The sequence below is a fragment of the Rhodovulum visakhapatnamense genome, assembly GCF_004365965.1.
In the GTDB taxonomy this organism is placed as follows: domain Bacteria; phylum Pseudomonadota; class Alphaproteobacteria; order Rhodobacterales; family Rhodobacteraceae; genus Rhodovulum; species Rhodovulum visakhapatnamense.
This window is the reverse complement of sequence record NZ_SOEB01000039.1, coordinates 1-13,943: the sequence shown is the minus strand read 5'-3', so window position 1 is coordinate 13,943 and position 13,943 is coordinate 1. Positions and strand designations below refer to the sequence as shown.

The following is a 13,943-nucleotide window of genomic DNA, read 5'->3' as shown; positions in this document are numbered from 1 at the left end:
TCGATGCCTTCATGCGTTTCCGCTCCTCTCCCAGCCAGGAAAGATTAGCCGAAAACTCCAGCTTCAAACGGTCCAGTTTTCAGGGAACAGAGCACCGGGTCCTCCTTTCCCAAAATAGCATGGAAAGAAGGTTAAGTGGACACCCTGGTCGCGCAGATCGTCGGTCAGCTTGCGATCTCCATAGACCTTGCCGCTGTCGGCCGAGGCCTGCTGTATCAGCTCGGTCTGACGGATATCTTCCCGCGACGGTGGCTTAACGGATTCTTAAGCCATGCGTAGAAGCCGCTGAAATGGACCCGCAGAACCCGGCACATGGACCGAACGTGAAACTGCCCACGGTGCGTGCTGATGAATGCGTACTTCACTTTGCATTCTGCGCAAAGTACGCGGCCGCCTTTTTTAATATGTCGCGCTCCTCCGTCACCCGCGCCAGCTCACGCCTGAGACGCCGGTTCTCAGCTTCATGATCAACGTCGGGCTTCCTTGGCGCCGGATCACCGAACCGCTTCAACCATTTGTACAGAGAATGCGTGCTGACGCCCAAACGCCGGGAAACTCCCGAACCGGATACCCGCGCACCGCAATCTGATGCACCGCGTCCCGCTTGAAATCGGCACTGTAATTGCTTGTCCCCATGTCGGCCTCCTTGCCTCAAAGTCAGGGGGCAAAGCGTCTACAAATCTGGGGGCACCTCAATCCGAGCCGCCGCCTCTCGCCGGACAGGTCCCGCAGCCGCTCGCGCAACTCCCGGTCCTCCGGCCTGATCGGCTGCCGCCGATACACGCGCGGGTCGATCCCGGCCAGCGCACAGGCTCGCCGCCGCGAGCAGCTCTTCTCCTTCATGACCCAGTCCACGGCACGCCGCCTCGAACCGGGCCTTAGAAGCGTCCGCAGGCTCACTCGAACGCATGGCGTTCGCCTGCTCCCATTCCCAACATGTCCTTCAGCGTCGCAACATCGAGCATCTGTTCAGCCAGCATCTTCTTCAGTTTCGCGTTCTCGGCCTCCAGCGCCTTCAGCCGCCGGGCATCCGGCGCCTCCATGCCGCCATATCTCGAGCGCCACCTGTAGAAGGTCGCGTCGCTGACGCCGTGCTTGCGGCACAGTTCCTTCGCGCCCAGCCCGGCCTGATGCTCCTTCAGGATGCCAATGATCTGCTCTTCGCTGAAACGGTTTCTCTTCATCGTCTGTCTCCTCGTCTGGAGAACAGGCTAACCTCAAAACGAGGACATTTCAGGGGAGCAGGTCACGAGGCGCCGGACCCACGCCAGAAATGCGCCAGAAACCTACCGGACCCGCCCCGGGATCGAGGAGGCCCTCTTCATCGCGCCGCGCCCAAGCCTCGGGACCAAGCCTCGGGACTTGTCTCACGAGCTCGGATGATATACATTCGCCAATGTCTATCCAACCTGCCGCGACGGAGGCTGCCATGCAGATCGCCAGATGGGGAAATTCGCTTGCTGTCCGCCTGCCCGCGGATCTGGTCCGGACCCTCGGCCTGCGCGAGGGCGACCGGATCGAGCTGGAGCCCTCGGGCGAGGGTCGGTTTGCGGTCAGCCGCCATCCCCGTGCCGATGAGGTGCTGTCGGGGCTGCGCCGGTTTCGCGGCCGTCTGGCGCCCGAAGACCGGCTGAGCCGCGACGCGGCCAATGGCCGCTGACTTCTTCGACACCAATGTCATCCTCTACCTGCTGGACGACGGGCCCAAGGCCGACCGGGCCGAGGCGCTGCTGGCCCAGGGCGGTGCGATCAGCGTCCAGGTGCTGAACGAGGCGCTGGTGAACTGCCTGCGCAAGGCCCGGATGAGCCATGACGAGGCGGGCGAATTCCTGTTCGGGATCCGCGATCTCTGCGAGACGGTCGAGCTGACCGTCGACACCCATGATGTCGGCCGCGCGCTGGCCGCCCGCTACAAGCTGTCGGTCTGCGATTCGATGATCGTCGCCGCGGCGCTTCTCAGCGGCTGCACCAGGCTCTGGTCCGAGGACATGCAAGACGGGCTGACCGTCGAGGGGCGTCTTAAGATCGTCAACCCCTTCGCCGACGCCGCCTGAGCAGACGCCTTCGCCCGGTCGGAACCGCCGCGGCGGCGGGCCAGGTCTTGCCTCCCGCAGCCCGCGCCACAGGTCCTGGCCCAGACCCGAAGGAGACAGAGCATGACCCGAACCCTGTTCATCACCGGCGCCTCCAGCGGTATCGGCGCCGCCACCGCCCGCGCCGCCGTCGCCCGCGGCTGGTCGGTGGGGCTTATGGCGCGCTCGGCCGACAAGCTGGACGCGCTGGCAACCGAGCTGGGCGCGGCGGCGCTGGCCCTGCCCGGTGATGCCACCGATCCGACCGCGCAAGAGGAAGCCGTGGCCCGTACCGTCGAACACTTCGGCGCGCTGCATGCGGCCTTCGCCAATGCCGGGCGCGGCCTCGAACGGCCCGGCACCGAGGCGGGCGATCCCGAGGACTGGCGCGGGATGGTCGATCTGAACGTGATGGGCGTGCTGTTCACCGCCCGTGCCGCCCTGCCGCATCTGCGCCGCACGAAGGGGCATCTGGTGCTGACCGGCTCGGCCGCGGGACGGACCCATATCAAGGGCTCGATCTATTCCGCGACCAAGTGGTTCGTGCATGGCTATGGCGGCAACATGTCCGAGGAGATGCGCGAATGGGGCGGGCGCTGCACGGTGATCTCGCCCGGGATGGTCGACACGCCGTTCTTCGACAGCCCCAAGCCCGACAAGATCCGGCCCGAGGATGTCGCCGATGCGGTGCTTTATGCGCTGGAGCAGAACCCCCGCGCCGAGCTGCGCGAAATCCATATCATGCCGACCGGCTGAGAGGGGCCGGCGCTCAGCCCGCCGCCCGCCTTTCGCGGATCATGATGAAGACGCCGCTGGCCACGATGACCGCGGCCCCCACCGCCGTCGCGCGGTCGGGAACCTCCTGCCAGAACAGCCAGCCGAAACCGGTGGCCCAGAGCAACGCGGTATAGTCCAGCGGCGCGATCACCACCGCGGGCGCCATCCGGAATGCCTGGGTGATCAGCGTCATGCCCAGCGTGCCGAACAGGGCGATGCAGCCGAAGGCCCAGAAATCGCCCGCCGGGACCGGGGTCCAGACGAAACCGACCGCCAGACCGCTCAGCAGCACCGAGCTGCCGACCAGCCAAAGCTGCATAGTCCAGACGCTTTCGCGCGCATCGAGCCAGCGCGCGCTGAGCATCAGCACCGCATAGAACAGCGCCGCCAGCACCGGCAGCACCGAGGCCGGCTGAAACGCCGCCGCCCCCGGACGGACCACGATCAGCACCCCGGCAAAGCCCGCCGCCACCGCCAGCCAGCGCCGCCAGCCCACCGGCTCGCGCAAGACCAGCGCCGACAGCGCGGTGATGAAGATCGGTGCCACGAAGATCAGCCCGGTTGCCTCGGCCAGCCCCAGATAGCGAAAACTGGTGAAGAACATCAGCGCCGCCACGATCACCAGCCCGCCCCGCGCCAGATGCGCCAGCGGACGGCGCGACACCAGCGCACGGGGCCCTCCGGTCCCGACCGCGATCACGGCGGCGAAAGGCAGCGCGATCAGGCTGCGCAGGAACAGGATCTGGACCGGCGAATAGCCCTCGGTCAGCGCCTTGGCGAAGGCGTCATTGACGCAAAGGCAGGCCACGCCCGCGCACATCGCAGCGATTCCCGCCATGGGGTCGCGCCCCGCCATGGTTGCCGCCGTTCCGGTCATTCGTCCGTTCCCTTCACCAGCCTTCCGGCCCGTTTCCGGGGTCCTCCCCAGCGGCACGACCCTAGCCCGCTCGCGCTTCGCTGTCATGGTCGAAGCCGCCCCCCAGCGCCGCCGCCCCCGTACATCGGGACAATCGGGGGCGATCCGCCGGGATCGGACCGGAAAAGACCTGCGACGCACCCGGTCGTGTGCGGGAACCCGCCAGCCCGGCAAACACTTGCCCGCGCCCGCAATCCAAGTCATGGCATCCGGGGGCGATATCGCGTAACAGCGGCCCGCGTAGGATATCCTGATGAACAGAAATCGCGGCTCCCGGCGACGTGTTTCGTTGTCGCTTCCGATCCTGCGGACCTCGCGGGATCAGCACGATGCCGGCAACCTGACCCTCGGCAGCCTGCTGTCGGGGCTGGGCGAGACCTCGTTCGGCTGGGCGGTGGTGGTGTTCGCGCTCATGACCATGCTGCCGCTGCCGCCCGGATCCTCGCTGGTGACAGCTCTGCCGGTGCTGGTCACCACCGCGCAGATGATGCTGGGCTACCGCCATGTCCGCCTGCCGGGACCGCTGGCGCGGTTGCGGCTGGATCACGACAAGCTGCGCCGCACCGTGCTGCGCCTGCGCCCCGTCACCCGGCGGCTGGAGCGGGTTCTGAGGCCGCGCAACCCCGCCCTGTTCCGCCGCCGCAACGAACGCGCGCTGGGGGCGGCGCTGTTCGTGATCGCCTTCACCCTGTTCCTGCCGGTGCCGGGCAGCGGCTGGTTCCCGGCGATCTCGCTGTTCGTCGCGGGCGTCGGCATGGTCGAACATGATGGCCGGGTCACGATCTGGGGGCTTGTGATGGGCGCGGCCTCGGTGCTGCTGACCGTCGCCATCGTGGTCTCGCTGGCCGCCAGCGCCGAGGCGGTGATCCCGTAGCCGCCCCCGGCCGGGACCGCACCCGATCGGCACGCCGGTCCTGCCCGCCAGCGGTCCCTGTCCTTCGGGCGCGGGTTTCCGCATCGCCTTAAACAGCACCGGAACCGGCAGGGCATGTGTCCTTCCTGCTCTAGCGCCAGCATCAGAACCAGACGCTTGAAATATCGACGTTCATGCCGCCTTGCCGCCCCGGATTTCAGATCGATGCCGTCCCGCCCCGATGATCGTTATCCGAAGGGCGCATCGGCGCGGCCCCGAGGCCGATCATCGCCGATCAGGGCAGAAGGTTCGCGCAGGGCGAAACAGGCCGGGGGTCATTCGGACAGGATCTATGGGCCGGGGCCGTGCCGACGAAAGCCAGTCTGATCCCCTTCGCCTGAGCAGGACGACCCGCTCATGGGCCGGGCGCGGAGCAAAGCGGTCGTTCACGGAAAACGCAGCGACGGTCCGGAATGAGGCCATGGCCGCAAGTCGGCCATCGTGCTATGCTGGGCGCTTGAAGAAGTATGGTCGCACATTCCACCTGCCATTTTCGCCCGGCGCCACCAGCGACGACAAGGTCATGTCTTCGCTTGAAGGCCTGATGGCGGAAGACCTCGTCGTCACCGAAAAGATGGACGGTGAGAATACGACGATTCACGCTGGCGGCTCACATGCGCGCAGCCCTGACAGCCGTTACCATCCTTCCCGAGACTGGCTCAAGGCGTTCGCGGCGGGGATTTCTCCCTATCTGGCAGAGGGCGAACGTATTGTCGGCGAGAACCTCTATGCCCGTCATTCCGTCGCCTATGATGCGTTGCCTTCGTATTTCCTCGGCTTCGCGTGGATTGTTGGCGATGAAATCCAGTCCTGGGACCTGACGCAGGCACGTTTCGAGGAGCTGGGCATCCAGCCTGTTGCGACGCTCTATCGGGGCGCCTACCGCACGGGTCTGTTCGAGGATCTGGCGCGGGCCCTCGACCTGTCGAGGCAAGAGGGGTTTGTGGCAAGGATCGCCGGTTCGTTCCCAGAAAGCGACATGCCGAGGCGGATGGGAAAATATGTCAGGGAAGGACATGTTCAGTCGGAAATCCACTGGATGAAGGCTGAGCTTATCGCCAATGGCCGAGCTGACTCCTGACGGCAGCTTCACACCGTCCTCCGGGCCTCACAGCTCGAAGGTCTGGTTCGGGTCAGCAACGCCTGGCTTAGGGGCGGCAAAGCCGGGTTCGGCCAACGGACCGGACCCGGACGATCTGCTGCAGACAGCAAGCATACTCGATATGCGACCGGCACCCGGGCCGCTCGGGCAGATGCGCAAGCCCGCTGAACGCCGCCGTCACCGCCGCGACCGGACAGGCGGAGCGGGTGATCCGCTGCTTGATGACAACGGCGAAGGCCCGGCAACCGGGCGCCTCTTGCCTCGGCAGAGCGCCGTGATCGCCCGGCACCGCGTCGAACCCGAACCAGAACAGGGGTGTGTCATCAGGCCGACCCGCCCCGGCCGCCAGCGACAAGCCCGGCCCCGGTTCGAGGCGCCGTTTCACAGCCAAGGCCAGGCCCCAACCGGCGCCCATCTTCCAAACCACAGCTCCCGCGGGCGAGCTTGCCCCCGGATCCGGATCAGGACATCTCCGACGCATCCGCGACGGCCACGGCCTGACCGGACCCGCCATCCCGCCCGACACCGGCAGCGGCGCGCGGAGCATCACGCTTGCGGAGCCGTTCCAACCGCCTTGAGCCGCCCTGACGGCGCGCCCCCAAGGGTCAGCCCCGGCCGGGCGCGGCACCCTCGACGAAAAGCCGCCAGGCGCGGTCGAACCAGGCGTCCCGCGCAGCCGGATCGGCCAGCGCGTCATCGCCCATCAGGGCCGCGTTGCTGGGGCCCAGCACCAGGGCCGCGATCAGCTGGTCGGCGACGAAATCGGCATCCGGGGCGGCAAGCTCGTCCGCGGCGGCGGCGGCGCGGATCGCCTCTGCCAGCTTCGGCGTGAACGGGTCCGCACCGACCAGAGGCCGGGCCCGCATCGCCTCGATGAAGGCCTCGCGCTTCAGCGCCAGCAGCTCGGGGTCGAGATTGGCATCGAGAAACCAGCGCGCCAGATGCCGCACCCGGTCGAGCGGGCGCTCGGGGCAATCGGCCGCCACCGCCTCGAACCAGGCCTCGGTCCGCTCCAGCGCCCTCTGCGTCACCGCGGCGAACAGCTCCTCCTTGGTGGCGAAACGGCGGTAAAGCGTGTCCTTGCCGATACCGCAAGCGGCGATCACCTGCTCCATCGTCGTCGCGGCAAAGCCCTGGGCGATGAACAACTCGCGCGCCCGGGCGACGATCTCGGCCGCGATCCGTTCGGACTGACGCTTGGTCGGGCGTCCGGCGCGCGCCGGGCGCGGGGTCTTGGCTGTCGTCATTCCCGTGCGGCCTTCCGGAAGTTCAGCCGCCTTATGGGCAATTTTCCGGCCGGACGGCAAGCATCCCGATATTCCGACAAAAATACTATGGTTTTAACTGGACGTGATCGTCCCGTTTTGCTAACGCCGCTTCGACATTCAGGGAACGGAGATGCCGGATGGACAGAGGAACCTTGGGCAGGACGACCGCGGCACTGGCGGCCGCACTCGGCACGGCCGCAACCGCCGCCGCCGCACAGGACGATGCCTACGCGCTTGAGGCCATCGTGCTGCAGGCCGACGTGGCCGACACGTCGAGCTCCTACGCGCTGCCGGACATGCGCTCGGCCACCAAGACCGACACGCCGGTGGTCGAGACGCCCCAGGCGCTGACCGTGCTGACCCGCAAGCAGTTCGACGACCAGAACACCCAGACCGTGGGCCAGGCGCTGCGCTACACCTCGGGCGTGCTGTCCGAGATCGACGCCTCGACCCGCTATGACAGCGTGTTCCTGCGGGGCTTCGGCGGCTTCGGCATCTCGTCGCAATTCGTAAGCTCCCTCGACGGGCTGCGGCTGCCGCGCGGCCAGGCCTTCGCCCAGCCCGCCGTCGATCCGTTCCTGCTGGACCGGGTCGATGTGCTCAAGGGCCCCTCGGCGCTGCTTTACGGGCCGTCGAGCCCCGGCGGTCTGGTCAACATGGTCAGCCGCGCCCCCGATGGCAGCACCGGCGGCGAGGCGCGGCTGGAATACGGCACCCATGACCGGGCGCAGGCCGGGTTCGAGCAGCATGGCACCCTCGACGAGGCAGGCACCCTGCAATACAGCCTGACCGCCATCGGCCGCAGCGCGAACACCCGCTATCGCGATGTCGACGAGGAACGGTATGCGATCGCCCCGGTCCTGGTCTGGCAGCCTTCGGCCGATACAAGGCTGACCTTCGGCGGCTACTGGCAGGACGACCCCGAAGGCGGCTATTTCAACTCGATCTATCCCAAGGGCGCCGCGCCCGCGGCCTATGCCCGCTATCTCGACCGCGACTTGAACGTCGGCGACCCGGATTTCGACAGTTTCGAACGCACCCAATGGGCGCTGAATGCCGGGCTGGAACATGCCTTCTCGGCCGATCTGACGCTGCGCTCGAAACTGCGCTACGGCCGGATCGACGCGGATATGAAGGGCCTGCAGATGGGCGCGCCGCTCGACGCATCGGGCATGCTCGCGCGGAATGCCCTGATCTCGGACGAGACGGCGCGGGCGCTGAACTGGGACACCAATCTGGAATACCGCTTCCAGACCGGCGCGGTCTCGCACCGGCTGCTGGCGGGGGCCGATCTGCTGTGGAATGACAGCGACTGGCAGTATTCCTACACCACGGCCGCGCCGCTCGACGTGACCGACCCGGTCTATGGCGGCGTCTCGGGTCCGTTCACGACCATGACCGACAGCCACCAGACCACCCGGCAGGCCGGGATCTACCTGACCGACCAGCTCTCCTTCGGCCGGTTCCGCGCGGTGCTGGGCCTGCGCCATGACCGGATCGAGACCGACAGCCTGAACCGGCTGAGCGGGACCACCACCGAACAGAGCAGCGACAACACCTCCTACCGCGCCGCCCTGCTTTACCTCTTCGACAACGGCGCCGCGCCCTATGTCAGTTATTCGACCTCGCTCGAACCGACCTCGGGCGTCGATGCCGCGGGCGATCCCTTCGTGCCCACCGAATCCGAGCAATGGGAGCTGGGGATCAAGTATCAGCCGCCGGGCATGGACGCGCTGTTCACCATGGCCGCCTTCAGCATCGACCAGACCGATGTGCTGACCCCGGGTGCTGTGCCGGGCTATTTCATCCAGACCGGCAAGATCCGCTCGCGCGGGGTGGAATTCGAGGGCCGCGGCAAGCTGACCGAGCGGCTCGAACTGATCGGCGCGCTGACCCTTCTGGATACAGAGGTACGGGCCTCGTCCAATGCCGCGATCATCGGCAACCGGCCGCAGGCGGTGCCGGATTATTTCGGCTCGCTCTGGCTGAACCGCAGCTTCGGCGGCAGGCTTGACGGGCTGGAACTGGGCGGCGGCGTCCGCTTCGTGGGATCGAGCTATGGCGACGACGCGAACAGCCTGAAATCCGGGTCCTATACCCTGGCCGATCTGGCGATCCGCTACGATCTGGGGGCGCGCAACCCGTCTCTGGCCGGGCTGGAGGCCACGATGAACGTCCGCAACCTGTTCGACGAGACCTATTATTCCAGCTGCAGCTACGACTATTTCTGCCAGTACGGAGAGGGCCGGATCGTCACCGTCGGGCTGCGCAAGACATGGTAGGCCGACGCGGATTTCTGACCGGGGCGGCGGCGGCATTGGCGGCCCCCCGGCTGGCCCGGGCCGGCGCGGGGATCGAGGCCCGCGACGTTCTGGGCAACCGCGTCGCGCTGCCCGCGCCCCCCGAACGGATCGTGCTTCTGGACGCGACCGACCTGATCTCGATGGCCGCCCTGATCGCCGCGCCGGGCGAGCGGCTGGCGGGCTGGGCCAGCGTGCCCCGGCTGGATCTGGGGCGCGCCGACTGGCTGGCGCCCAAGGGTTTGCCCGTGGTCGGCAAGCTCTCGCCCGACACCGTCTCGGCCGAGGGCATCCTGGCGCTGTCCCCGGATCTGGTGGTGGCCAGCGCCTACATGCTGCCGCCCGGCGGATCGGTGCTGGAAAGCGTCCTGCGCGCAGCCGGAATTCCGCTGGCCTGGACCGGCGGGCATGACCGGGCGCTGCCGCCCGGGGACAAGCTCGACCGGGCGATGGGGTTCTGGGGCGCGGTGCTGGACCGACCCCAGGCGGCGCGCGAGCTGGCCGCCTGGGGCCGCGCCCGCTTCGACGCGGTCCGCGCCGCCACCTCCGGGCCCCGGCCCCGGACCTACATGGAAATCATGTCGACCTATGACACCTGCTGCTGGGCCGCGGGCCATGCCTTCTGGGGCGGGATCTTCGAGATCGCGGGCGGCCATCTGCTGGAAGCGTCGGACGGCTGGGGCGCGAAGCTCGGTCCCGAGGGCCTGATCGCCTTCGATCCCGAGGTCTATATCGCCACCGGCGGCAGCTTCGCCCCCGAGCTGCAACCCGGGATCGCGCCGGGGCTGGACCCGGAGCAGGGCCGCGAGGGCCTTGCCCGCGCCGCCGCCCGCCCGGCGCTGAAGGACAGCGCGGCCACGCGCGCAGGCCGGGTCCACGGCATCTGGTCCGGGCTCGCGACCGCGCCCTTGATGGCGCCGGTGCTGGCCGACTGCCTCGGCGCCTGGCTCCATCCCGAAACCGGCGCGGAGCTCGGTCCCGGCAGGACGCTGGCCGAGCTGAACGACCGGTTCGCCAGACCCCTGCCCGGCCCGCTCTGGCTGTCGCTGGACGCGAGTTGAGCGCATCTGTCCTGCCCTTCCGGCACCCGCAAGGCACCCGCAAGGCCCCTGGAAAGGGTCTTGCGAAAGGCACTGAGAGGAGAGCTCCCTTGATCGACGTCGAAACCGAACTGGCCTTCTCCGGGGCCGAGACCGCCCATGCCGCGCTGTCGGCCCATGCCAAAAGCCACGACATCCCGCCCGAGATCGACGACCCCGGGCATCTGGCCTTTTCCTTCCAGGGCAACCGGCTGGAATTTCTGACCGTCCCGGGGCGGATGCGGATCCGGCTGTCGGCGGTCAGCCCGAACACGCTCTATTTCCTCAAGGAGGCGGTCGCGCATCACCTCGAAGAGGCCGATCCCGCGGCCGCGCGCAAGCTGCGCTGGCCCGGAGACGACGGCGCCGACAGCCACCGGACGCCGCCCAATTTCCGGCTGCTGACGGTGCTGGAGCGGTCCCGCCCGATTGGGGGCATGACCCGGCTCCATCTCGCGGGCGAGGATCTCGAGCCGCTGACCCGCGACGGCATCCATGTCAAGCTGATGCTGCCCGCCGACCGGGCCCGGAGCCCGGTCTGGCCCGGGGTCGCGGCCAATGGCGCCACGCGCTGGCCGAAGGGCGCCGACCGGCTGCATGTGCGCTATTTCACCCTGCTCGGGCTGGACGCCGAGGCCGGCCGCGTGGCGATCGATTTCGTCGATCATCCGGACGGCCAGATCTCGGACTGGGCCCGCGCCGCCCGTTCCGGCGACCGGATCGGCATCATGGGCCCCGGCGGCGGCCTGCCCCCCGCGACCGACCGGCCGTTGATCCTGATGGGCGACGCCACCGCGCTGCCCGCCCTCCTGCGGATCCTCGAGGCCCTGCCTGCCAGCGCCCAAGGCTGCGTGATCGCGCCGCTGCGCCCGGACGATGCCGGCTATCTGCCCGCCTCGCCGCTCGAAACCCTGCTGCTGGGCCCAGAGCGCTTTGCCGCCAGTGCCGCCGGGTGCTTCGCCGAGGCTCTGGCCGCCCGGCCCGAAGCGCGGGTCTGGGTCGGCGCCGAACACGCGCTGGTTCATGAGGCCCGGCGGATCGCCGCCGCCCTGCCCGCCGAGCGGAAAGAGATCGGTACCTACTGGCGGCGCGGACAGCGCGGCGACGCCAGACGCGACGGCCACGACGGCTGAGCGGAGGCGCGGCCCCGGACCCGGGTCGCGCAACCGGGATGCGGCAGGGCCGGGTCCTGAACCTGCGCAATGTATCCCAGCGCGATACAGGGCAAAACCGAGCGGTCAGAGAAAGCAGAAAAATGAGGTGCCCCAAGATTTGTAGACGCTTTGCTCCCTGACTTTGAGGCAAGGAGGCCGACATGGGGACAAGCAATTACAGTGACGGTTTCAAGCGGGACGCGGTGCATCAGATCGCGGTGCGCGGGTATGGCGTGGGGTGCCTTCGTCAGCACGCTAAGTGCGCTGCTATGAATTCGGCGCGCCGCGCGGTATCTGCCCGTCAGCGTCAGCAACGAGATGACGTCGAGCCTGCCCCAAGTTCAATCGTTCTGTCAGGTGCGAGGGATTCAAGGAATGCCGTGTCATGGCTGATCGCTAAAACTGCCCCATCATAAGCAGCCAGCGCAGCCTCAAGTGCTGTGATACCATCAAGATCAAGGTGATTGGTCGGCTCGTCTAAGATCAGCAACGGTGGCGGCGGGGTGGTCCCGAGGGCACAAGCCAGGCCGGTGCGCAGACGCTCGCCCCCACTCAACTCTCCCGCGTAACGCAAGGCATCCGCAGCGCGGAAACCGAACCTGGCCAGTGCGGCGTGAGCGTTAAGGGGATCAGCCAAGGGATTAAGGTGACGGAAATTATCGCGAAGGGACAGAGCGGTGTCGATCAACTGGACATGCTGATCCAGCAGGGCAAATGGAACCGAAAGCGCCACGAGACCACTTTGCGGCACGATCTGTCCGGTGATGATCTTCAGAAGCGTCGTCTTTCCGCAGCCATTCGGCCCTGTAATGATAATGCGCTCGGGACCAGTCACGGTCAGCGACAGATCACGGATCAAGGGATGATCGGGGTCATGGCCGCCGGTCACCTTCTCCAGTCGCAGCACCGTTCTACTGGTGGCAAGGCCGGTTGGGGGAATGTCCATGCGCAAAAGTTGTGGGGTTTCGATCTTAACGCGGGCGGCGGACAACGCCTTATCTGCCGCCTCGCGCCGGGCATCGCGCAGCCGGAAACCCGCACCGCCCGACGTCTCGGCACGCCCCTTGGCGGCGTCCATCAGAACTTTTGGCTGATCGCCCTTTGCGCGCGCGCGGTGTCCGGCACTGTCTGAGCGGGCCTTACGTTCGCTTGCCTGCTGCGCACGACGGGCAGCCTCGGCGCGGGCTTTCTCTGCCTGCGCGAGATCACGCGCCGCCGCGTCCAACTCGGTTTCCTTCCGCTGCCGGAAATCGCTGTAATTCCCACCATACCGTGACGCGCCAAGCGAGGTGAGTTCGACAATGGCGTCCATTTCCTCCAGAAGCTCGCGGTCATGGCTGGCGATGATCGCACCACCTGTCCAACCCCGGATGAGGTCGATCACCGCCTTGCGACCGTCCCGGTCGAGATTGTTCGTCGGTTCGTCCAGCAACAGAAAATCCGGCTCGGCAAAGATCAGGGCGGCAAGAGCGGCACGGCTGCGCTGGCCGCCGGATAGCGTCGCCAGGAGGGTCTGCGGCCCGACCGACAAACCACAGCGCAAAAGCGCCCCTTCTATCCGCGCGGGCAGGGTCCAATCCGCGTCTGCCAGTTCATCGGCATCGGCAAGCCCCGCCTCCGCCCGGTCAAGCAGATCGAGCGCGGATCGTGCGCCGAAGAGATCGGTGATGATGTCATCGGGCCGCTCCAACGCCTCCTGCCGCATCATCGCGATGGAGCCGGTCACGCGGACCTGCCCCGAAGCGGGATGCTGATCACCGGAAATCAGGCTAAGGAGGGTACTCTTGCCTATGCCATTGCGTCCGACGATGCCGGTGCGCTCCAAGCCGAAAGTCAGGTTGAGGTCGGTAAGAAGGGGCGCGTCGTCAGGCGTGGACCAAGACAGACCGGAGAGGGAAACGGATGCAGGCATGGGACAGAACTTCTCGCAGCAAAGTCGAAGGGGCGAATGCGGCGAGGTTCAGGTCCATGTTGATGGCATCTCCAGTTGCAGGATGTCTTTAAAAGATAGTGGTCGCTCGGCGGTTTTGCAAGCCAGAGCCAACGGAGCTTTTGGGCTCGGAGCGGACCTGCGGCGGCGCAGCATGGCGCCGGAGGGCCTCGGACCGCCCGCTCGAGCGCTCCGCTGCCGATAGGCGCCGTTGAGCGCCCCGGCCTCTGCTGCCAGCGGAATCACGAAAGCGGCCGCTCATCTCCGCTGCAGCATGCACTCAGGCCGCCAAGGTCCGGAGAGCGGGACTTTGCGAACCTTGCGTGGTAGCAAGGTCGCTAGGTCGTGTTGACAAAAGGGATTCCGCTCGTGCGTAGGGCATGATTCAAGCTGGCATCTGCGATGGAGACCAGCTTGGCACGAGATCTTATG

The 13,943-nt window shown here is 67.3% G+C and carries 12 protein-coding genes and 2 pseudogenes; 8 read left to right on the top strand and 6 right to left on the bottom strand.

Annotation, left to right across the window (positions count from 1 at the left end; translation table 11 throughout):
• Positions 1-141: 141 nt before the first annotated feature.
• Positions 142-636: pseudogene (locus EV657_RS22390) on the bottom strand (transposase); the annotation flags it as partial.
• A gap of 54 nt (positions 637-690) precedes the next feature.
• Positions 691-1,184 (bottom strand): annotated as a pseudogene (locus tag EV657_RS20070) (transposase); the annotation flags it as partial.
• A gap of 245 nt (positions 1,185-1,429) precedes the next feature.
• Between EV657_RS20070 and EV657_RS20065 the strand changes: the two are divergent.
• From EV657_RS20065 to EV657_RS20055, 3 genes are all read left to right on the top strand, one after another.
• Positions 1,430-1,660: an AbrB/MazE/SpoVT family DNA-binding domain-containing protein gene (locus EV657_RS20065; protein WP_075787106.1), complete on the top strand. Its 231-nt coding sequence runs from the start codon at positions 1,430-1,432 to the stop codon at positions 1,658-1,660.
• The gene (locus tag EV657_RS20060) at positions 1,650-2,054 is read left to right on the top strand and encodes a PIN domain-containing protein (RefSeq protein WP_134079569.1); all 405 of its coding nucleotides are present in this window, start codon (positions 1,650-1,652) and stop codon (positions 2,052-2,054) included. The genes EV657_RS20065 and EV657_RS20060 overlap by 11 nt, the downstream gene beginning before the upstream one ends.
• A gap of 102 nt (positions 2,055-2,156) precedes the next feature.
• Positions 2,157-2,828: an SDR family oxidoreductase gene (locus tag EV657_RS20055; protein WP_134079567.1), complete on the top strand. Its 672-nt coding sequence runs from the start codon at positions 2,157-2,159 to the stop codon at positions 2,826-2,828.
• 13 nt (positions 2,829-2,841) lie between these two features.
• On the opposite strand, the gene EV657_RS20050 is transcribed toward EV657_RS20055, so the two are convergent.
• Positions 2,842-3,726 (bottom strand): DMT family transporter, encoded by an 885-nt coding sequence (locus EV657_RS20050; protein ID WP_208323326.1) that lies wholly within the window; start codon positions 3,724-3,726, stop codon positions 2,842-2,844.
• Positions 3,727-4,018: 292 nt separating this feature from the next.
• On the opposite strand from EV657_RS20050, the gene EV657_RS20045 reads away from it, so the two are divergent.
• On the top strand, positions 4,019-4,639 hold the full coding sequence (locus tag EV657_RS20045; protein WP_042465595.1) for an exopolysaccharide biosynthesis protein: 621 nt from the start codon (positions 4,019-4,021) through the stop codon (positions 4,637-4,639).
• A gap of 496 nt (positions 4,640-5,135) precedes the next feature.
• Positions 5,136-5,759, top strand: coding sequence for an RNA ligase family protein (locus tag EV657_RS20040; protein WP_243627930.1), 624 nt, complete (start codon positions 5,136-5,138; stop codon positions 5,757-5,759).
• Between the two features lie 67 nt (positions 5,760-5,826).
• Here the strand turns inward: EV657_RS20040 and EV657_RS20035 are convergent, their stop codons facing one another.
• Both EV657_RS20035 and EV657_RS20030 read right to left on the bottom strand, forming a co-directional pair.
• Positions 5,827-6,171, bottom strand: coding sequence for a hypothetical protein (locus EV657_RS20035; protein ID WP_134079565.1), 345 nt, complete (start codon positions 6,169-6,171; stop codon positions 5,827-5,829).
• 214 nt (positions 6,172-6,385) lie between these two features.
• Entirely contained in the window at positions 6,386-7,027 is a 642-nt protein-coding gene (locus EV657_RS20030; protein WP_134079563.1) for a TetR/AcrR family transcriptional regulator, read from the bottom strand.
• Between the two features lie 158 nt (positions 7,028-7,185).
• Here EV657_RS20030 and EV657_RS20025 point away from each other — a divergent pair, with 158 nt between their 5' ends.
• From EV657_RS20025 to EV657_RS20015, 3 genes are all read left to right on the top strand, one after another.
• Positions 7,186-9,330 (top strand): TonB-dependent siderophore receptor, encoded by a 2,145-nt coding sequence (locus EV657_RS20025; RefSeq protein ID WP_134079562.1) that lies wholly within the window; start codon positions 7,186-7,188, stop codon positions 9,328-9,330.
• Complete coding sequence (locus tag EV657_RS20020; RefSeq protein ID WP_134079560.1) at positions 9,324-10,409, top strand: TroA family protein; 1,086 nt, start codon at positions 9,324-9,326, stop codon at positions 10,407-10,409. Before EV657_RS20025 ends, EV657_RS20020 begins: the two co-directional genes overlap by 7 nt.
• Positions 10,410-10,498: 89 nt before the next feature.
• The gene (locus EV657_RS20015) at positions 10,499-11,560 is read left to right on the top strand and encodes a siderophore-interacting protein (RefSeq protein ID WP_134079559.1); all 1,062 of its coding nucleotides are present in this window, start codon (positions 10,499-10,501) and stop codon (positions 11,558-11,560) included.
• 328 nt (positions 11,561-11,888) lie between these two features.
• Here the strand turns inward: EV657_RS20015 and EV657_RS20010 are convergent, their stop codons facing one another.
• Entirely contained in the window at positions 11,889-13,493 is a 1,605-nt protein-coding gene (locus EV657_RS20010) for an ABC-F family ATP-binding cassette domain-containing protein (protein WP_134079557.1), read from the bottom strand.
• Between the last annotated feature and the right edge of the window lie 450 nt (positions 13,494-13,943).

Bases quoted from the DNA above. Each gene is read 5' to 3' on its own strand.
- EV657_RS20055 (WP_134079567.1), top strand. From the start codon at position 2,157: ATGACCCGAACCCTGTTCATCACCGGCGCCTCCAGCGGTATCGGCGCC.
- EV657_RS20060 (WP_134079569.1), top strand. From the start codon at position 1,650: ATGGCCGCTGACTTCTTCGACACCAATGTCATCCTCTACCTGCTGGAC.
- EV657_RS20020 (WP_134079560.1), top strand. From the start codon at position 9,324: ATGGTAGGCCGACGCGGATTTCTGACCGGGGCGGCGGCGGCATTGGCG.
- EV657_RS20065 (WP_075787106.1), top strand. From the start codon at position 1,430: ATGCAGATCGCCAGATGGGGAAATTCGCTTGCTGTCCGCCTGCCCGCG.
- EV657_RS20025 (WP_134079562.1), top strand. From the start codon at position 7,186: ATGGACAGAGGAACCTTGGGCAGGACGACCGCGGCACTGGCGGCCGCA.
- EV657_RS20030 (WP_134079563.1), bottom strand. From the start codon at position 7,027: ATGACGACAGCCAAGACCCCGCGCCCGGCGCGCGCCGGACGCCCGACC.
- EV657_RS20010 (WP_134079557.1), bottom strand. From the start codon at position 13,493: ATGCCTGCATCCGTTTCCCTCTCCGGTCTGTCTTGGTCCACGCCTGAC.
- EV657_RS20045 (WP_042465595.1), top strand. From the start codon at position 4,019: ATGAACAGAAATCGCGGCTCCCGGCGACGTGTTTCGTTGTCGCTTCCG.
- EV657_RS20050 (WP_208323326.1), bottom strand. From the start codon at position 3,726: ATGACCGGAACGGCGGCAACCATGGCGGGGCGCGACCCCATGGCGGGA.